Genomic DNA, 18,460 nt, shown 5'->3' with positions numbered 1-18,460 from the left:
GTGATGCGTCAACGTGATTCATCAGTGAGGGCCGCCGCCCACAGGCCGCGCACCAGCGCGAGTGCCGCACCCAGTGTCGGCGGGATGCCCGTGCTCAGCTCCTGCGCCAGGTCCGGGTAGCTGTCGCGCCACCGGGGCGGCGGATCAGGGAGCTCGTCCGGAACGTCGTGGGTGTTCCGTACGGCAAAGACATGTCGTACGGCCGACACCAGAGCCGCGTCCCCAGGCAGGCCGTCCTCAGTCAACAGGACGAGGTCCACCAGGTCCTTGACCCGCGTGTTGGGCCGGTCGCCGTAGTCGCGGGTGAAGGCGTGCAGCTTCTCCGCGAAGTGCTGGCGACGATCGACGGCTTCTATCGTCCGCTGCGGAGTACCGGCGAAGGCGAGCGCGTTGGGGAGCGGAAGGCGCTCGGTCCGGGCGATCTCCTCACCCCGGTCCACCACGTCCACCCGGACGCCCGCGAAGAGCTTTCCCGCGAGGTGGGCCTCGACGGAGAACCGCCAGCCGCCCCGCCCTGCCGTGTCCGAGGTCAACGAGACGGGCGCACCGACACGGAAGCGGAACCAGTCCCGGTCAAGGTCGACGGACAGGGCCTCGATCAGCAGTTCCCGGGCCTCGTCGCCGTCGGTGTCCGAGCCGTCCTCGGGCCTCAACGCCAGGTCCAGATCCTTGGTGGTGCGGGCGCGGCCGGTCAGCCGGAACTCCATCGCCGCCCCGCCTTTGAGGACCCAGCCGCCTACCGGGTCCTCTGCGAGACGAGCCGCCATGCGGTCGAAGACAACGAGGCGACGGCGGCGGGCCAGGTCGGTGCCGGATTCGTCCGCGTCCTGCTTCAGCCTCGCTTCCAGCGCCCGGCGCAGGGCCGTGGCGTCGCGGTAGCGGCCGGTCACGACAGCGCCCCCAAAGCCCGCTCCACACCCAGTTCGGCGCGGGCGCCCAGCAGTTGCGCCGCATACAGCAGCTTCCGGCGGGTCACGACTCCCTGCTCCAGTGCCTCGGCCACAGCCCCGTCGATGACGTCCTGGTCGTCGCCGTCCTCCGCGCACTCCGCGATCGCGCGCGCCGGGACCGTCACCCGGTACCCCGTCCGGTCCTCGGCATCCGACTCCGCCAACTGCGCGCGGTGCAGTATCACCGCGTCCGACTTCTGCCGGAAGCCTTGCGGCACGGTGAGGTGGATACGGGACGGGTTGGCCGTACCGAGGTCATGGACGGCGAGGGCGGTGGCGTGCGAGACGACCGCCCGACCCCTGCTCCACAGAGACCAGCGCACCAGCTGCTCGTCGCCCTCGCCCGGCAAGTCGGTGAACTCCCGGAACCGGTAGAGGGCGCGGTCGATCACCAACCAGTTGCCGTGCTGGGCGTGATAGCGCTGGGCCTGGTACGAATACCCGGCGTCCAGCGCCTGCGCGGCGGTGAAGTAGCCGCGCTGCCCGGCGGCGGTCCGCCAGAGGGCTGCGCGGCTGTCCGTACGGTCTCTGAGCACGACATCACCATAGCGGACCGGGAAACTCAAAGACAACTTTAGTTCCACGAGGAAATGCCCGCACGAAACTAAAGTCATCTTGTCGTTTTCGGATCGTATCGCCTATGCAACCGACAGAAGCCGGGCGGCCAGCTGGTCTATGGCCTCGTGCGCCTCGCGGGGACCACCGAACCGCTGGGTCAGGTCAACCACACGGCCCATCGAGTCGAAGGGCGGAACCTTCAGCGTGTCCACTTTCAGCTGGGGCGAGCCCGCCTCGGCGAACTTCACCAGCATCGCCTCCAGCACCTCACGCGCCTTCTCGCCGAAGGAGTCCATGAATTCTCCGTGCTCCCGGCGGAACCAGGTCAGCCGCTCGTCCCGGCTCACCACGGCGAGCCCCTCCCAGGCCGCACTGACCAGCAGGTCCACCGGGTCCACGTCGGGCTTGCCCAGCTCCTCGGGCAGTTCCTCCACGTCGATGTCGGCCTCCCGGAGGGCCTCCATCAGGACGGCACGGCTCTTGGCCCGCGCCCACCGTGTGCGCAACTGTGCCGGATCCAGGTCGAGTTCGAGCACCTGGTTGTGCACCCACTGCTCGACGCTCACCAGCCGCATGGTGACGCCGTCGTCAGCGAGCTGATAGCGCCGCTCGCCCAACTTGTAGACGTCGACACCCCGTACGCGGTAGCGCTTGCCTCGCGCCTGGATGCGATCTACCTCGTCCTGGTCGGTGACCGTGTCGCCGTCGTCCCCGCCCAGATCGAATGAGCCGCCGTCCTGCTGCTCGTACTCCGCCTGCGGCTCGGCGACCGACTCCCCGTCGCCATCCCCCTCTTCCTCGGCCGGCGGAGTGATGTCCTCGACGTCCACCAGATCACCCTGTTCGTCAGCCGTCTCCTGGAGCAGCTTCAGCGGCGGTCCGTCGAATGCCTTGTCCTCGAAGAGGAGGGTCGCCTCCACGAAGTCGATGATGTCGAAAGACTCCTTGCCGATCTCCGGGCACAGCCGGGTGCCGCGCCCGATGACCTGCTTGAACTCGGGCATGGAGGCCATCCGCCGGAACAGCACGACGTTCCGCACCGCAGGCAGATCCACACCCGTGGACAGCAACTTGGACGTCACAGCGATGACGGGCTGGCTGGAGTCCGCCTTACGGAACTCCTCCAGGGACTCTCCCGCATCGGACACGTCAGCGCTGGTGATCCGCTTGACGAAGTCCGGCAGAGCGGCGACCTCCTCGGAGGCGATGTTGTGCAACGCGGTGCGCATCCGGGCGGCGTGTTCGTTGTTCTCACAGAAGACGAGCGTCTTGCCCAACCGCCCGTCCTCGGCGTTCTTGCGGAGGTAGTCAATGAGATAGTGCGCCGCTGTCTCGGTCCGTTCCAGGATCACCATGACCCGCTCGAACTCCTTGGGCCCATAGAGATCGTCGGGAATCACCCGGTCGTAGATGTCCTTCTTGCCGGGCTCGGGCCGGTAGCCCTCCACATCCACGTTCAGCCGGACCCTGCGCACCCGGTAGGGCGAGAGGAAACCGTCCTCGATGCCATCTCGGAGCGAGTACGTGTAGACGGGGTTGCCGAAGTAGTCGAAGGTGTCGGTCTTCTTGCCGCTGTCCCTGATCGGCGTGGCGGTCAGCCCGATCTGCACGGCGGGCTCGAAGTACTCCAGCACCTTGCGCCACCGCGAGTCGCTGCTCGCGCTGCCCCGGTGACACTCGTCGACGATGACGAGGTCGAAGTAGTCCGGCGAGTACTCCCGGAACAGTTCTGCCTGCGTCTCCCCTTGTTCCAGGGACTGATAGAGCGCGAAGTAGATCTTCCGCCCGCGTTTGGCCTCGCCGCCGCCGATCTTGTGGACGTCGTCCTCGCCGAAGACCGGCAGGAAGTAGCGGTCCTTGGGATCGTCGACCAGCATGTTGCGGTCCGCCAGGTAGAGCACCCGGGGCTTGCGCCCTCCGAACGCCCCCGGAGCCTTGCAGAGGCGGGCAACCAGTTGGAGGGCGAGCATCGTCTTGCCCGTACCGGTGGCCAGTACGAGCAGGATGCGGCGCTCGTCACGGGCAAGCGCCGCGAGTGCCCGGGTGATGGCGACCCGCTGGTAGTAGCGCGGGCGCTTGACCGAGTTGTCCGTGTTCCGGAGGGTGTAGTCGTACGGCGCCGACATCAGCTCCTCGCCCGCCTCGGTGCCACGGACCCCCTGGTCGCGCAGGAAGCGTGCCCACAGGTCCGCAGGTGAAGGAAAGCGGTCGACAGCCCGGATAACCGGCTTGTCTCCGCTGAAGTCGATCTCCACGATGGCGCGGCCGTTGGTGGCGTACGCGAAGGACAGGCCCAACTTGCGCGCATAACGGCGTGCCTGTTCCACCCCGTTCTCCTCGCTCAGCCGGTAGCGCTTGGCCTCCACCACAGCGATCGGCACATCGGGGATGTACTCGAGCACATAGTCAGCGGCCAGCGCCGCCCCCCGCTTGTGGCGCCTACGCGTCGGCACCAACCGGCCGTCGTTGATTCGGTACTGCGGACGGATCTGCTTCTCACTCCACCCTGCTGCCCGCAGAGCAGGCAGGACGAACCGCTTGCACGTCTGGTCCTCGTTCAACTTGTATGCGTCGATCCCCATGAAGACAGGTGTACTTCATGCATCTGACAACGGGGCCCGAAGAGCCGAATCGCCCCAACCGATCAGGCTGCCCCTGTGGCCCGACCGCCGTGTCCGTTCACCTGACCGTCGCCTTCCAAAACAGCAGCTCGGCGGGTGTTCGTACCCCCGCGTACGGCCGCAGAAGCGATGACCGCGCAGTGTTCAGGCACGAAGGGTGTGCTGCCGGGCAGCCCTCGGCACTTCGGGCAGTCGGGGACGTTCCTGTGGATCGATCCCGTCGCCGGGGTGGCCTGTGTGGCGCTGACGGACCGGGCGTTCGGGCCGTGGGCGGTCGAGGCGTGGACGCCGTTCACCGACGCCGTGCTCGCGGAGGTCGGGAATGGTGTCTGATTCGTGAAGGAAGCGACAACTCTTCGACGGAAGGCGCGGGTGCCGGGCCCGAGCCGCCGCAGGTACCGATCCGTCGGCTAGCCTCCCCCGTGCACATCAGCCGCACAGCTTTCGGGGGAGAACATGGGCGAGGTTCAAGCGGGCGGGGAGTTCCGGCCGTTGGAGGCCGGTGACCCGGCGACCGTGGCGAGCTACCGGCTCGCGGCCCGGCTCGGCTCGGGCGGCATGGGCACGGTGTACCTGTCGTACACGCCGGGCGGGCATCCGATCGCGCTGAAGACGATCCGGCCGGAGCTGAGCGAGGACCCGGACTTCCGCCGCAGGTTCAAGCAGGAGGTCAAGGCCGCCCAGCGCGTGCAGGGCCTCTACACCGCTCCCGTCCTCGACCACGACACCGACGGCACCCAGCCGTGGCTGGCCACCGCCTACGTACCGGGCCCGTCGCTGCACGCGGCGGTCTCCCGGCACGGCGCGCTGCCGGTCTCCTCGGTCCTGCTGCTGCTCGCCGGGGTGGCGGAGGCGCTGAAGGTCATCCACGCGGCGGGCATCGTCCACCGCGACCTGAAGCCCGCCAACGTCCTGCTCGCCGCCGACGGCCCCCGCGTCATCGACTTCGGCATCGCCCGCGCCGCCGACGCCACCGCCCTGACCGGCACCGGCGTCTCCATCGGCACCCCGGCGTTCATGTCGCCGGAGCAGGCGGCCGGCAAGGCCGTCACGCCCGCGTCGGACATGTTCGCGCTGGGCCAGGTGGCGGCGTACGCGGGGCGCGGCACCGGCGCGTACGGGGACGGGCCCTCGCACGCCGTGCTGTACCGGATCGTCCACGAGGAGCCGGACCTCTCCGGTCTCCCGGACGAACTCGGCTTCATCGCGCGCTGCCTGGCCAAGGACCCCGCCGACCGGCCCTCGCCCACGGAGGTCATCGAGCTGTGCCAGGCCGCGTCGCCCACCCCGCTGATCCAGTCGGGGTCCTGGCTGCCGGACGCGATCGGCGCCGACATCACACGGCGCCTCTCGGCGTCGGCGGAGCTGCTGGCCGAGCGGGACAAGGCACCCGAGGCCCCGACCTCCGCGACGCTGTCCCCGCCGCCCACCGCCCCGGTGACCCAGCTGGGTTCGCCGTCGGTGGACCACGGCGCGCAGACGATGCACGCGGCGCCGACGATGCACTCCGGGCCGGCGACCCCGCCCCCGCCGGGCCCGCCGTCGACGCCGTACCACCCGCAGCTGATGCCGCAGCCGGGGCCGCACACCGTGCCGCCCGGGTACCAGGCCCCCTACCCGCAGCCGCATACCTGGCACCAGCAGCCGCATCCGCAGCCCCACCCGCGCCCGCTCCCCGTTCCGCCGCCCACGAGCAAGGCCGGCAAGTGGATCGGGATCGGCGTCATCGTGGTGTTCGGCCTGGGGCTGCTGGGCAGTTGCGCGTCGTTCCTGAAGGACATGACGGGATCGTCGAGCAGCTCGTCCAGTGGTTCGTCCAGCGGTTCGACCGGTGGTTCGTCGAGCGGTTCGGGCGACAGTTCCGCCGACGCCAAGCCGAAGTCCGACCCCAAGCCGGTCACGTTCAAGGGCGTCAACATCCCGGACGGGTACTACGTGGGCTTCGCGGACTCGCCGCCGAAGCCGGCCTACGACTCCATCGGCGCCGCGTACGTCGACGACGCGGACCTCTACTACACGGTGGACCTGTTCGAGGACAAGGCCGTGGGCAGCAGCAGCGACAAGGTCGTCCTGCTGAACAACTCCCAGAACGGTTCACTGGAGATGTGCCGGAGCGAGACCCGGTACACGGAGAACGTCAAGCTCGGCCAGCTCTCCAAGGGCTCCCAGCTGTGTGTGCGCACCAACTCCGGGCACATCGGCCTGGTCACCTTCCAGGGCTCGGCGCCGAGCGGCGACCCCAGCGACTACATCTCCGTGGACATCACGGTGTGGCGCAACGCCGAGGAACCGGTCACGGGCTGACGGGCCGTCACTTCGCCAACTCCCAGATCAGCACCTCGGCCGGCCCGGCCACCCCGACCAGCTCCAGCCCCTTCTCCCCCTCGGCCCGCACCGAGTCCCCGGGCCCCAGCTCATCGGGCCCGACCCGCACCGCGCCGCGTACGACATGCAGATACGCGCGCGGCGCGTCCGGAACGGCGGTCCGCTCCCCCGCCGTACCCAGCCGCCGTACGTGCAGCATCGCGCCCGCCTCGGGGACGGCGTACGGGGTGGAGTCGGCGATGCCGTGGACGATCTCGTACGCCGGGTCGCCGCCCGGGGCCGACGGGGCCAGCCACATCTGCACGAAGGTCAGGGGGACGTCGCCGTCGTTGCGCTCCACGTGCCGTACCCCGCCCGCCGAGCTGAGCCGCTGGACGTCGCCGGGGCGGACTACCGTCTCGTGGCCCGCGGTGTCCCGGTGGGTCAGCTCGCCCTCGACGACCCAGGTGACGATCTCGGTGTGGCTGTGCGGATGCTCGTCGAAGCCGGCGCCGGGCACGAGGCGCTCCTCGTTGCAGGCGATCAGCGCGCCGAAACGCAGGTTGTCCGGGTCGAAGTGCGGACCGAAGGAGAAGGCGTGCCGGGAGGCGATGCCTGCCTCGGGGTCGCCTCCGGGGTAGCGCGCGCCGGCCCGCCGTACGTCCATCACGGCTTCACGGTATCCCCGCCCGCCCCAAGCCAGCACGGGCCGGCACCATTCAGCCCGTCCGGCGTTTGAGGACGAGGCCGTCCAGGCCGAAAGCGGGGGTCTGGGGGCGGCAGCCCCCAGCAGCCACACACCCGGCCACGCCCCACGGCGCAAGCCGGCGCAGCGATAAGGCAGTCTTGTCCCGTGCCCGAACCCGAAACCAGCAAACCCGAACCCGCACCGTACGTCCACGCGCACGCCGCGACATTGAAGCGGCTGGAGAAGTCGTCCGGAAGCCTCGCCGCGCAGGCCATCGCGCGGATGGACGAGACGCTGTCCTGGTACCGGGCGATGCCGCCGGAGAACCGGTCGTGGATCGGGCTGGTCGCCCAGGCCGGTATCGCCGCGTTCACGGAGTGGTTCCGGCATCCGGACGCCCCGCAGGCCATCTCGACGGATGTGTTCGGGACCGCGCCGCGTGAACTGACCCGGGCGATCACGCTCCGGCAGACCGTCGAGATGGTGCGGACCACCATCGAGGTCATGGAGTCCGCCATCGACGAGGTGGCCGCCCCGGGTGACGAGAGTGTGCTGCGTGAGGCGCTGCTCGTGTACGCCCGGGAGATCGCCTTCGCCACCGCCCAGGTGTACGCGCAGGCCGCCGAGGCACGGGGTGCCTGGGACGCGCGTCTTGAGTCGCTGGTCGTCAACGCCGTGCTGTCCGGCGAGGCCGACGAGGGTGCCGTGTCCCGTGCCGCCGCCCTCGGCTGGAACTCCCCCGAGCATGTCTGTGTGGTCCTCGGCACCGCCCCGGACGGCGACAGCGAGCTGACCGTGGAGGCCATCCGGCGCGCGGCCCGGCACGCCAAACTGCAGGTGCTCACGGGGGTGCTCGGCAACCGGCTCGTGGTGATCGCAGGTGGCAGCAACGATCCGTTGCGGGTGGCGAAGTCGCTGATCGGGCCGTATGCGGCGGGTCCGGTGGTGGCCGGGCCGATCGTGCCCGACCTGCTGGCCGCGACCCGGTCCGCGCAGGCGGCGGCCGCGGGCCTCAAGGCCGGTACGGCCTGGCAGGACGCGCCCCGGCCCGTACTGGCGGACGATCTGCTTCCGGAGCGCGCGATCGCGGGCGACCCCGGTGCGCGTGAGCAACTGGTGGAGGAGATCTACAGACCGCTGGAGGAGGCCGGCTCCGCGCTCCTGGAGACCCTCAGCGTCTATCTCGAACAGGCCTCGAGTCTCGAGGGCGCGGCCCGGATGCTGTTCGTCCATCCCAACACCGTGCGCTACCGGCTTCGACGTGTGACTGACGTCACCGGCTGGTCGCCCTCAGATGTACGCTCGGCCTTCACCCTGCGGATCGCGCTGATCCTGGGGCGTCTGGTGGATGGGGATCCTCAGCTCTAGGGTTTTGTCGAAGGGCTACAAAACCCCTACCTGTTCTTCGTCCCTGTCCCCACGGGCGGCTTGAGCCGTCCACAAGAGAGAGTGTGAGAGTGCTCGTACTCGTCGCTCCCGGCCAGGGCGCCCAGACGCCCGGCTTCCTGACTCCCTGGCTCGACCTCCCCGGTGCCGCCGACCGTGTCGGCCAGTGGTCGGACGCCATCGGCGTCGACCTCGCCCACTACGGCACCGAGGCCGACGCCGACGCGATCCGCGACACCGCCGTGGCCCAGCCGCTCCTCGTCGCGTCCGGGCTGCTGTCCGCCGCGGCACTCGGTGACATTGCCCCCGGCGCCGTCGCCGGTCACAGCGTGGGTGAGATCACCGCCGCCGTGTTCGCCGGTGTCCTCGACGACACGGCCGCGCTGACCCTGGTACGCAAGCGGGGTCTGGCCATGGCCGAGGCCGCCGCGATCACCGGGACCGGCATGTCCGCGCTGCTCGGCGGCGACCCCGAAGTGACGATCCCGCACCTGGAGAAGCTGGGGCTGACCCCGGCCAACGTGAACGGCGCGGGCCAGATCGTCGCCGCCGGCACCCTGGAGCAGCTGGCCGCGCTGGACGCGGACAAGCCCGAGGGCGTCCGCCGGGTCGTGGCACTGAAGGTCGCCGGCGCCTTCCACACGCATCACATGGCTCCCGCCGTCGACACCCTCGCCAAGGCCGCCGAGGATCTGTCGCCCGGGGACCCCAAGGTCACCTATGTCTCGAACAAGGACGGGCAGGCCGTCGCCACCGGCGCCGAGGTGCTCTCCCGGCTGGTCGGTCAGGTCGCCAATCCGGTCCGCTGGGACCTGTGCATGGAGACGTTCAAGGAGCTGGGCGTGACCGCGCTCGTCGAGGTGTGCCCCGGCGGCACGCTCACCGGTCTCGCCAAGCGCGCGCTGCCGGGCGTACCGACGGTGGCGCTGAAGACACCCGCCGACCTCGACGCCGCTCGCGCGCTCATCGCCGAGCACCTGAACTAGGAGCCCTGGAGCCATGTCGAAGATCAGGCCGAGCAAGGGTGCGCCCTACGCACGTATCCTCGGTGTCGGTGGCTACCGCCCGGTCCGGGTGGTGCCCAACGACGTGATCCTGGAGAGGATCGACTCGTCCGACGAGTGGATCCGCTCGCGCTCCGGCATCGAGACCCGGCACTGGGCGAACGACGAGGAGACCGTCGCCGCCATGTCGATCGAGGCGTCCGGCAAGGCGATCGCCGACGCCGGGATCTCCGCCGAGCAGATCGGCGCCGTGGTCGTCTCGACCGTCTCGCACTTCAGCCAGACCCCGGCCGTCGCCACCGAGATCGCCGACAAGCTCGGTACGGCCAAGGCCGCCGCGTTCGACATCTCGGCCGGCTGCGCGGGCTTCGGCTACGGCCTCACGCTCGCCAAGGGCATGGTCGTCGAGGGCTCCGCGGAGTACGTCCTGGTCATCGGCGTCGAGCGGCTGTCCGACCTGACCGACCCGGAGGACCGGGCCACGGCCTTCCTCTTCGGTGACGGCGCCGGCGCGGTCGTCGTGGGTCCCGCCCAGGAGCCGCACATCGGTCCCACGGTGTGGGGTTCCGAGGGCGACAAGTCGAACACCATCAGGCAGACGGTGCCGTGGAACGAGTACCGGATCGGTGATCTCGACAAGCTCCCGCTGGACAGCGAGGGCAATGTCAAGTTCCCTGCGATCACGCAGGAGGGCCAGGCGGTGTTCCGCTGGGCCGTGTTCGAGATGGCGAAGGTCGCCCAGCAGGCGCTGGACGCGGCCGGCATCAGCTCGGACGACCTGGACGTCTTCATTCCCCACCAGGCCAACGAGCGGATCATCGACTCGATGGTGAAGACGCTCAAGCTGCCGGAGCATGTCACGGTCGCCCGTGATGTGCGCACCACCGGCAACACCTCGGCCGCCTCGATCCCGCTCGCGATGGAGCGGCTCCTGGCGACCGGCGAGGCGAAGAGCGGCGACACCGCGCTCGTCATCGGCTTCGGGGCGGGTCTCGTGTACGCCGCGACGGTCGTTACCCTCCCCTAGGCAACCGCCGTCGGATCTTGTGGTCCGGCGCGGGAAACATCAACCCGCCGCTGACGCGGCGGGCCGCCAAACCCTCTGGAATCTACGAAGGAGCGCCTGACATGGCCGCCACCCAGGAAGAGATCGTCGCCGGTCTCGCCGACATCGTCAACGAGATCGCCGGCATCCCGGTCGAGGACGTCCAGCTGGACAAGTCCTTCACCGACGACCTGGACGTCGACTCCCTGTCCATGGTCGAGGTCGTCGTCGCCGCCGAAGAGCGCTTCGACGTCAAGATCCCGGACGACGACGTCAAGAACCTCAAGACGGTCGGCGACGCCACCGCCTACATCCTCAAGCACCAAGCCTGATCCGGCGGATCGGGTCCGGACCGGTCCGCGGACCGGTCCGACTGCCCCGCCACCCGGCGGTGGCGCCGCTGAATCCTCGTAACCGTTGGAGAAAATTCCCGTGAGCTCGACCAATCGCACCGTGGTCGTCACCGGTATCGGCGCAACCACACCGCTGGGTGGCGACGCGACTTCCACCTGGGAGGGGCTGGTCGCCGGCAAGTCCGGTGTCCGCCCCCTGGAGCAGGAGTGGGCCGCCGAGCAGGCGGTCCGTATCGCCGCGCAGATCGCCGTGGAACCGTCCGAGGTCATTCCCCGGCCGCAGGCCCGCCGTCTCGACCGCTCGGCGCAGTTCGCGCTGATCGCGGCCAAGGAGGCGTGGGCCGACGCCGGTTACAACGAGACCTCGGCCGACGAGGGCACCGTCGACGCGGACCGCGTCGGCGCGGTCATCGCCTCCGGCATCGGTGGTGTGACGACCCTGCTCGACCAGTACGACGTGCTGAAGGAGAAGGGCGTACGCCGCGTCTCCCCGCACACCGTGCCGATGCTGATGCCCAACGGCCCGTCCGCCAACGTCGGTCTGTACGTCGGCGCGCGCGCCGGTGTGCACACCCCGGTCTCCGCCTGCGCGTCGGGCGCCGAGGCCATCGGCTACGCCATCGAGATGATCCGCACCGGCCGCGCCGATGTCGTGGTCGCCGGTGGCACCGAGGCCGCCATCCACCCGCTGCCGATCGCCGCGTTCGGCAACATGATGGCGATGTCCAAGAACAACGACGACCCGCAGGGCGCGTCCCGTCCGTACGACACCGGCCGGGACGGCTTCGTCCTCGGCGAGGGTGCGGGCGTGGTCGTCCTGGAGTCCGCGGAGCACGCGGCGGCGCGCGGTGCGCGGGTCTACGCGGAGGCTGTCGGGCAGGGCATCTCGGCGGACGGCCACGACATCGTGCAGCCGGAGCCGGAGGGGCGGGGCATCGCCCAGGCCCTGCAGAACCTGCTGGACCGGACCGATCTGGATCCGGCGGAGATCGTGCACGTCAACGCGCACGGGACGTCGACGCCGGCCGGTGACATCGCCGAGCTGAAGGCGCTGCGGAAGGTGTTCGGTGACGACACCGACCACTTCGCGGTGTCCGCGACGAAGTCGATGACCGGCCATCTGCTCGGTGGTGCGGGTGGAGTGGAGACGGTGGCGACGGTGCTCGCGCTGTACCACCGGGTGGCTCCGCCGACGATCAATGTGAACGACCTTGATCCTGAGGCCGAGGCCAACGCGGACATCGTGCGGGGTGAGGCTCGGAAGCTGCCTGTCGAGGGCCGCATCGCTGCCCTCAACGACTCTTTTGGGTTCGGTGGGCACAATGTCGTGTTGGCGTTCAGGAGTGTGTGAGTTCTGACGTAGCTGTAGGCAACGGTGTGTGGCCCGGACCCCCTGGTGGGATTCGGGCCACATCTGTTTGTGGGTCGGGTGCGGGTGGGTAGGGGCTGGTCGCTCCCCCACTCTCGGCGGAGCCGCACATGTCACAGCCCCGCGCCCCTTAAAAGCCTGCAGTTGCCCTGCGACCCAAAGGAACCCTCGCTCACCCGCCCCGCTCTCTCACACCACCTGGTGGAGCCAGCGGACCGGGGCGCCCTCGCCCGCGTATCTGAAGGGTTCCAACTCGTCGTCCCAGGGCTTGCCGAGGAGTTTGGAGAGGTCGGACTCCAGGCTTGTTTCGCCTCGTTGGCTGCGGAGCAGGGCGGCTCGGAGGCGGTCCTCGGGGATGAGGATGTCGCCGTGGATGCCGGTGACGGCGTGGAAGATGCCGAGGTCGGGGGTGCAGCTGTAGCGCTCGCCCTCGGCGGTGGCGCAGGGCTCAGCGGTGACCTCGAAGCGGAGGAGGTGCCAGCCGCGCAGCGCGGAGGCGAGCTTGGAGGCGGTGCCGGCCTGGCCCTGCCAGGAGAACTCGGAGCGCCAGGTGCCCGGGGCGGCGGGCTGCCGGATCCAGTCGAGGTTCACGCGTGTCCCGAGAACTCCCGCGACGGCCCACTCGACGTGCGGGCAGAGCGCACGCGGCGCGGAGTGCACGTACAGAACTCCACGTGTCGTCACCGGGGCCTCCACAGAGCAGGACATCTCGTAATTTTGACGGAACGGCAGTGGCAGAGCAGCCACGTGGCGAGGCTACCGTGCGGCGGGGCAAGGAGTGTGACGTACCGTCGGAGCCAGTGCCAGGAAGAACTCGGGTTTCACCCGAGGGGACGCGTGTGCGGGATGGAACAGTTGCACCTTTCGCCGCACCACTCTCATTCGCCTCCCCTACCGGGAACTCTCGCGCGTTGTCATGGGTGGGAACGTGCCCGTGCACTGACGACGAGGGGACCAGGGATGCGGAAGCGACGCCACCGTTCGAGGGCGGTGTTCGGCGCCGCTGTCACGGCGGTCCTGCTGGCCGTGACCGGCTGTGACGCCACCGGTGGCGACTCCCCCGGCCCCGAGGGCACCGGCACGAAGGCCAAGGCCTCCGCCTCGCCGGCCCCCGCCTGGGACACCACGCCCGGGTCGCTGGCCGCCGTCGGCGACTCCATCACCCGCGGTTTCGACGCGTGCAAGGTGCTCTCCGACTGTCCCGAGGTCTCCTGGGCGACCGGCAGTGACGCCTCGGTCGACAGCCTCGCCGTACGGCTGCTGGGGGCGGCCGGGGCGTCGCAGCGGAGCTGGAACTACGCGGTCACCGGGGCCCGGATGGCCGACCTGCCGAGCCAGGTGGCGCGGGCGGTGGCCCGTAAGCCGGAGTTGGTCACGGTGATGATCGGCGCGAACGACGCGTGCCGTGCCACCGCCGCCGCCATGACGCCGGTCGCCGACTTCCGCGCCGACTTCGAGGACTCGCTGGCCTCCCTCCGCGACACCCTGCCCAAGACGCAGGTGTTCGTGGCGAGCGTGCCGGACCTGAAGCGGCTGTGGTCCGAGGGCCGTGCGAACCCGGTCGGCAAGCAGGTCTGGAAGCTGGGCATCTGCCCGTCCATGCTGGCCGACCCCGACCTCCTCACCGCGGCGGCGAGCGCGCGGCGCGACTCCGTCCAGGACCGGGTGGAGGCGTACAACGACGTGCTGCGCGAGGTGTGCGCCGAGGACCGCTACTGCCGTTACGACGGGGACGCCGTCTTCGACTACCGCTTCGGGCAGACGCAGCTCAGCCAGTGGGACTGGTTCCACCCCAGCGTGAACGGCCAGGCACGGCTCGCGGAGATCGCGTACCGGGTCGTCAGCCGCCGGTAGGAAGGGTTCGTGACCTGGCGTTCTTCCGTGGCCTAGGGTTTCGCTCATGAGCGAACTTTTCGGCACACTTTCCGACGGCACGCCCGTGCACCGCTGGACGCTGGAGCGGGGCGGCACCCGGGTGCGGATCCTGACGTACGGCGGGATCGTGCAGTCGGTCGAGGTTCCCGACCGGGACGGGCGGCCTGCGGATGTGGTGCTGGGGTTCGCCGACCTCGACGGGTATCTCCGGAATCCGGGGCCGTTCTTCGGCGCGCTCATCGGACGGTACGCCAACCGGATCGCCGGCGGGCGGTTCACCCTTGACGGGTGTGTGTACGAGCTGGAGCGCAACAACCCGCCGAACTCGCTGCACGGAGGTGCGCTCGGCTATGACAAGCGGGTGTGGGACGCCGCGGCCGTTGACGGTGGTGCGGACGGTGCGGGTGGGATGGGCGTACGGCTTTCCCGGGTGAGTCCGGATGGCGAAGAAGGGTTTCCCGGGCGGCTGGAGGTCTCCGCCACGTACACGTTGGACGCGGACGGGGGTGCGCTGCGCATCGCCTATGAGGCCGTTACCGACGCGCCGACCGTCGTGAACCTCACCAACCACTCCTACTGGAACCTCGCGGGGGCCTCCGGCGGTGGCGCGGGTGGGCATGAGTTGTGGATCGGTGCGTCGCGGGTGACACCGGTGGACGGGGATCTGATTCCGACAGGTGAGCTGGCGGGGGTCGAGGGGACACGGTTCGACTTTCGGGTGGCGCGGAAGGTGGGGGCCGGGTACGACCACAACTTCGTGCTCGACAAGGGGGTTACAGCGGTGGCGGACGGGGTGGCCGAGCTGCGTGATCCTTGGTCGGGGCGGGTCTTGAGTGTGGCGACCACGGAGCCGGGTTTGCAGCTCTATACGGCGGATCACTTGGAGGGTGCGTTCGGGCCGGGGGCCGGGATCGCGTTGGAGACGCAGCGCTTTCCCGATTCGCCGAACCGGCCGCGGTTTCCGAGTACGGAGTTGCGGCCGGGCGGCGTGTATCGGTCGGAGACGGTCTATGGGTTCGGGGTGCGTTCGTAGTCGGGGGCGTTCGTAGCCGGGTGCGGGTGGGTGGGGGCTGGTCGCGCAGTTCCCCGCGCCCCTGGGTCGGGTGCGGTTCCCCTAGGCTTCGATCGTTGCCGTCACTCGGCGGTCCGCAATGGAGCGGCCGGCCTCCACCTCGTACGAACCCTTCACGTACACCCACGAGTTGGAGGTCTCTTCCCAGATCTCGAAGGCTCGGCGCGAGAGTTCGACGACGGCTTCCGTGGTTTCGCCGGGGGCCGCCTGTACCGTCGCGAAGCCTGCCAGCCAGCGGGTCGGGCGGGCCGGGTCCGGGGTCGTGGGGGCCAGGTAGAGCTGGACCGTTTCGCGGCCCGGGCGGGGGCCGGTGTTGCGGAGGCGTACCGTCGCCGTGGTGCCCGTGAGGTCGATGGACTCGTAGGTCCAGTCGGTGTAGCCGAGGCCGTGGCCGAAGGGGTACGTCGGGGTCCTGGTCTCCTTGTCCCAGGCTCGGTAGCCGATGAAGACCGTCTCGTCGTAGGGGAGTTCGCCGTCGGCCGGGAGCACCCGGGTGACCGGGGCCTCGGTCAGGGAACCCCAGGTGGTGGGGAGGCGGCCGCCGGGCTCGTGGGTGCCGGTGAGGACGTCGGCGAGGGCGGCGCCGCCCTCCTGGCCGGGGAACCAGGTGAGGAGGACGGCGGCTACGTCGTCGCGCCACGGGAGTTCCACCGGGGAGCCGGAGTTGACGACGACGACCGTGTCGGGGTTGGCGGCGGCCACGGCGCGGACGAGGTCGTCCTGACGGCCGGGGAGGCGCAGGTCCTTGCGGTCGAAGCCCTCGGACTCGACGCGGTCGGTGGTGGCGACCACGACGACGGCCGTGTCGGCGGCGCGGGCGGCCTCCACGGCCTCGGCGATCAGCTCGTCGGGGCCGCGCTGCGGCTCCTGGTGGCAGAGGGAGAAGCCGATGACCTTGAAGGCGACGCCGGCGGGGAGCGCGACGACGTGGGTGAGGGAGACCTCGACGGGGGTGCCCGCGGTCAGTTCGGCCTGGGCCCGGGGTACGGGGGCGCCGAAGAACGACACGAAGGGGTCGTCCTTGTCGGTGGTCTGGGCGGCGTCGAAGTACGTCGTGCCGTCGATGGTGAGCTTGAAGCCGCCGAGGCCCTTGATGCCGAAGGTGTGGGTGCCGGTGTCGCGCGGGATGAAGGTGCCGGTCAGCTCGACGGTGTGCAGGGCGGCGTGGGTGACGCCGTCGGGGAGGTCCGAACCCATCCACTGGATCTGGCCGTTGGGGGCGGAGCCGGTGCCGATGACCGTGCCGGCCGTGTCGCGGCAGACGGCGCGGAGGGTGAACCCCTTGTCCGCCACGGCGAGTTCCTCGGTGGGGTCCGCGCCGACGGCGTACGTCAGGGTGCCTTCGGGGAGGGCGGCGGTGAGGCCGTCGAGCGGGGAGACGACGTGGGAGGGGAAGACGGTGGCGGAGCCGCCGCCGAGGACGCGGGCGTCGCGGGCGGCGGCGCCGATGAGGGCCACCGTGGCGCCGGGCCGCAGCGGGAGGGTGCCCCGCTCGTTCCGTACGAGGACGAAGGCGCGGCGGGCGATCTCGCGGGCCAGGGCCTCGCCGTCGACGGTGGCCGGGGGCTCGGTGACCACCGGTTCGGCGCCCTCCAGGATGCCGACGCGGGCGGCGAGGCGCAGGACCCGGCGGACCGCCTCGTCGACCTGGCTCTGAGCGACCTCGCCCGCGCGGACGGCGGCGGCCAGGGCCTCGCCGTAGACGGTGACCGGGCCGGGCATGGCGACGTCGAGGCCGCCGGTGAGCGCGCCGGCCGTGGAGCGGGCGGCCATCCAGTCGGAGACGTTGAAGCCGTCGAAGCCCCACTCGCCGCGCAGGACCTCGTTCACGAGATAGCGGTGCTCGGTCATCGTGCTGCCGTTGACCGAGTTGTAGGCGGTCATGATGCCCCAGGGGTGGGCGTTCGCCACGATCGCCTCGAAGGGGGCCAGGTACAGCTCGCGCAGGGCGCGTTCGGAGACCAGGTTGTTCACGGTGAAGCGGTCGGTCTCGGCGTCGTTGGCGACGAAGTGCTTGACCGTGGTGCCGACGCCGCCGGACTGCACGCCGTTCACATAGCCCGAGCCGATCTCGCCGGTCAGGTACGGGTCCTCGCTGTACGCCTCGAAGTGGCGGCCGCCGAGCGGGGAGCGGTGCAGGTTGACGGTGGGGGCGAGGAGGACGTGGACGCCCTTGCGGCGGGCCTCCTGGGCCAGCAACACCCCTGCCCGGTGAGCGAGTTCGGGGTCCCAGGTGGCGGCGAGGGCGGTCGGGGAGGGCAGCGCGACGGACGGGTCGTCGGCGGTCCAGCGCACTCCTCGTACGCCGATCGGGCCGTCGGACATGACGAGGGACTTCAGGCCGATCTCGGGGAGCGCGGGCAGCGTCCACATGTCCTGGCCGGCGAGCAGCAGCGCCTTGGCGTCGAGGCCGAGCTTGCCGAGCGCCGCCTCGACGACCGCCTCCCGGGCCTCGTCGGCCGGGGTGGGGTTCGTGCCCGGGGTTGCCACCATCGCGGTGCCTCCTCATTGAGTCCGTGAGTTCGTGAATCCGTGCGTCCGTGCGTCCGTGCGTCCGTCCTGCTTCTCCATCGTGCATCCAATACCTGTAGAGCGGTAGGTTTTGTTATCTTGCCGTTACTTTTTGGTCTGTCGGGTGGAGGCTCATGCCGTACGGTGACGGCATGAGCGGTACCGGGACCAGGGGTGTCAGGGGCGAGGAGCGGCGTGCCGAGATCGTCCAGGCGACGCTGGAGGTGATCGCCGAGCGCGGTTACCGGGGCGCGAGCATGGCGGCGGTCGCCGAGCGGGTCGGGCTCACCCAGCAGGGGCTGCTGCACCACTTCCCCACCAAGGAAGCGCTGCTCGTCGCCGTCCTCAAGGAACGCGATCGCTGGGACGCCGTACCGGACAGCCCCCTGCGGCTCGACCTCCTGGGCGCCCTCGTCGAGTACAACGCCATGCGGCCCGGCATCGTCCAGACCTTCTCCGCGCTGCTCGGCGAGAGCGTCACCGAGGGGCATCCCGCGCGTGAGTTCTTCACCGAGCGGTACGAGCGGGTGCGGGGGGCGATGGCGGAGGTGCTGCGCGCCGAGTACGGCGACCGGCTGCCGAGCGGGCTCACCCCCGAGCGGGCGGCGCCGCTGCTGGTGGCCGTGATGGACGGCTTGCAGTATCAGTGGCTGCTGGATCCGGAGGGCGTGGACATGCCTGGGGCGGTGCGGGACTTTCTGGCGCTGCTCGGAGAGCACCAAGG

General features: G+C 70.2%; 15 protein-coding genes and 1 pseudogene. 10 read left to right on the top strand and 6 right to left on the bottom strand.

What is annotated here, in order from left to right; translation table 11 throughout:
• Window positions 1-8: 8 nt before the first annotated feature.
• The 3 genes from I8N67_RS30455 to hsdR all read right to left on the bottom strand — a co-directional run bounded on the left by I8N67_RS30455 (window position 9) and on the right by hsdR (window position 4,090).
• Complete coding sequence (locus I8N67_RS30455; RefSeq protein ID WP_307835417.1) at window positions 9-890, bottom strand: nucleotidyl transferase AbiEii/AbiGii toxin family protein; 882 nt, start codon at window positions 888-890, stop codon at window positions 9-11.
• Window positions 887-1,486, bottom strand: coding sequence for a type IV toxin-antitoxin system AbiEi family antitoxin domain-containing protein (locus I8N67_RS30450; protein WP_200307452.1), 600 nt, complete (start codon window positions 1,484-1,486; stop codon window positions 887-889). The genes I8N67_RS30455 and I8N67_RS30450 overlap by 4 nt, the downstream gene beginning before the upstream one ends.
• A gap of 102 nt (window positions 1,487-1,588) precedes the next feature.
• Complete coding sequence (gene hsdR / locus I8N67_RS30445; RefSeq protein WP_200307451.1) at window positions 1,589-4,090, bottom strand: EcoAI/FtnUII family type I restriction enzme subunit R; 2,502 nt, start codon at window positions 4,088-4,090, stop codon at window positions 1,589-1,591.
• A 147-nt stretch (window positions 4,091-4,237) separates the two neighbouring features.
• Here hsdR and I8N67_RS30440 point away from each other — a divergent pair.
• Together I8N67_RS30440 and I8N67_RS30435 are read left to right on the top strand one after the other, a co-directional pair.
• Window positions 4,238-4,462, top strand: a pseudogene (locus I8N67_RS30440) (serine hydrolase); the annotation flags it as partial.
• Between the two features lie 123 nt (window positions 4,463-4,585).
• The gene (locus tag I8N67_RS30435) at window positions 4,586-6,433 is read left to right on the top strand and encodes a serine/threonine-protein kinase (RefSeq protein WP_200307450.1); all 1,848 of its coding nucleotides are present in this window, start codon (window positions 4,586-4,588) and stop codon (window positions 6,431-6,433) included.
• A 7-nt stretch (window positions 6,434-6,440) separates the two neighbouring features.
• On the opposite strand, the gene I8N67_RS30430 is transcribed toward I8N67_RS30435, so the two are convergent.
• Window positions 6,441-7,103: a pirin family protein gene (locus I8N67_RS30430; RefSeq protein ID WP_372443829.1), complete on the bottom strand. Its 663-nt coding sequence runs from the start codon at window positions 7,101-7,103 to the stop codon at window positions 6,441-6,443.
• A gap of 183 nt (window positions 7,104-7,286) precedes the next feature.
• Here I8N67_RS30430 and fasR point away from each other — a divergent pair, with 183 nt between their 5' ends.
• The 5 genes from fasR (at window position 7,287) to fabF (ending at window position 12,260) form a co-directional block, all read left to right on the top strand.
• Entirely contained in the window at window positions 7,287-8,489 is a 1,203-nt protein-coding gene (gene fasR / locus I8N67_RS30425) for a fatty acid biosynthesis transcriptional regulator FasR (RefSeq protein ID WP_200307449.1), read from the top strand.
• 89 nt (window positions 8,490-8,578) lie between these two features.
• Window positions 8,579-9,493: an ACP S-malonyltransferase gene (locus I8N67_RS30420; protein WP_200307448.1), complete on the top strand. Its 915-nt coding sequence runs from the start codon at window positions 8,579-8,581 to the stop codon at window positions 9,491-9,493.
• 13 nt (window positions 9,494-9,506) lie between these two features.
• Complete coding sequence (locus I8N67_RS30415) at window positions 9,507-10,538, top strand: ketoacyl-ACP synthase III (RefSeq protein ID WP_200307447.1); 1,032 nt, start codon at window positions 9,507-9,509, stop codon at window positions 10,536-10,538.
• Between the two features lie 101 nt (window positions 10,539-10,639).
• Window positions 10,640-10,888: an acyl carrier protein gene (locus I8N67_RS30410; protein ID WP_200307446.1), complete on the top strand. Its 249-nt coding sequence runs from the start codon at window positions 10,640-10,642 to the stop codon at window positions 10,886-10,888.
• Window positions 10,889-10,988: 100 nt separating this feature from the next.
• Window positions 10,989-12,260 (top strand): beta-ketoacyl-ACP synthase II, encoded by a 1,272-nt coding sequence (gene fabF / locus I8N67_RS30405; RefSeq protein WP_200307445.1) that lies wholly within the window; start codon window positions 10,989-10,991, stop codon window positions 12,258-12,260.
• Window positions 12,261-12,467: 207 nt separating this feature from the next.
• Here the strand turns inward: fabF and I8N67_RS30400 are convergent, their stop codons facing one another.
• Window positions 12,468-12,962 (bottom strand): DUF3145 domain-containing protein, encoded by a 495-nt coding sequence (locus I8N67_RS30400; protein ID WP_200307444.1) that lies wholly within the window; start codon window positions 12,960-12,962, stop codon window positions 12,468-12,470.
• Window positions 12,963-13,238: 276 nt separating this feature from the next.
• Here I8N67_RS30400 and I8N67_RS30395 point away from each other — a divergent pair, with 276 nt between their 5' ends.
• Window positions 13,239-14,132: an SGNH/GDSL hydrolase family protein gene (locus tag I8N67_RS30395; RefSeq protein WP_200307443.1), complete on the top strand. Its 894-nt coding sequence runs from the start codon at window positions 13,239-13,241 to the stop codon at window positions 14,130-14,132.
• Between the two features lie 46 nt (window positions 14,133-14,178).
• Window positions 14,179-15,186 (top strand): aldose epimerase family protein, encoded by a 1,008-nt coding sequence (locus tag I8N67_RS30390; protein ID WP_200307442.1) that lies wholly within the window; start codon window positions 14,179-14,181, stop codon window positions 15,184-15,186.
• A gap of 81 nt (window positions 15,187-15,267) precedes the next feature.
• Here I8N67_RS30390 and I8N67_RS30385 read toward each other — a convergent pair whose 3' ends face one another.
• A complete protein-coding gene (locus tag I8N67_RS30385; protein WP_200307441.1) occupies window positions 15,268-17,718 on the bottom strand; it encodes a beta-glucosidase H in 2,451 nt (816 codons plus the stop codon).
• Window positions 17,719-17,870: 152 nt separating this feature from the next.
• Between I8N67_RS30385 and I8N67_RS30380 the strand changes: the two genes are divergently transcribed.
• The coding region (locus I8N67_RS30380) for a TetR/AcrR family transcriptional regulator (RefSeq protein ID WP_200307440.1) at window positions 17,871-18,460 on the top strand (590 nt) is incomplete at its 3' end.

It is taken from the genome of Streptomyces adelaidensis (assembly GCF_016598475.1).
GTDB classification, from domain to species: Bacteria; Actinomycetota; Actinomycetes; order Streptomycetales; family Streptomycetaceae; genus Streptomyces; species Streptomyces adelaidensis.
The sequence above is the reverse complement of the archived record's forward strand: the minus strand, read 5'-3'. Positions and strand labels throughout refer to the sequence as shown.

Coding starts and splice junctions, on each gene's coding strand:
- hsdR (WP_200307451.1), bottom strand. CDS start 4,090: ATGGGGATCGACGCATACAAGTTGAACGAGGACCAGACGTGCAAGCGG.
- I8N67_RS30435 (WP_200307450.1), top strand. CDS start 4,586: ATGGGCGAGGTTCAAGCGGGCGGGGAGTTCCGGCCGTTGGAGGCCGGT.
- I8N67_RS30415 (WP_200307447.1), top strand. CDS start 9,507: ATGTCGAAGATCAGGCCGAGCAAGGGTGCGCCCTACGCACGTATCCTC.
- I8N67_RS30410 (WP_200307446.1), top strand. CDS start 10,640: ATGGCCGCCACCCAGGAAGAGATCGTCGCCGGTCTCGCCGACATCGTC.
- I8N67_RS30395 (WP_200307443.1), top strand. CDS start 13,239: ATGCGGAAGCGACGCCACCGTTCGAGGGCGGTGTTCGGCGCCGCTGTC.
- I8N67_RS30390 (WP_200307442.1), top strand. CDS start 14,179: ATGAGCGAACTTTTCGGCACACTTTCCGACGGCACGCCCGTGCACCGC.
- I8N67_RS30385 (WP_200307441.1), bottom strand. CDS start 17,718: ATGGTGGCAACCCCGGGCACGAACCCCACCCCGGCCGACGAGGCCCGG.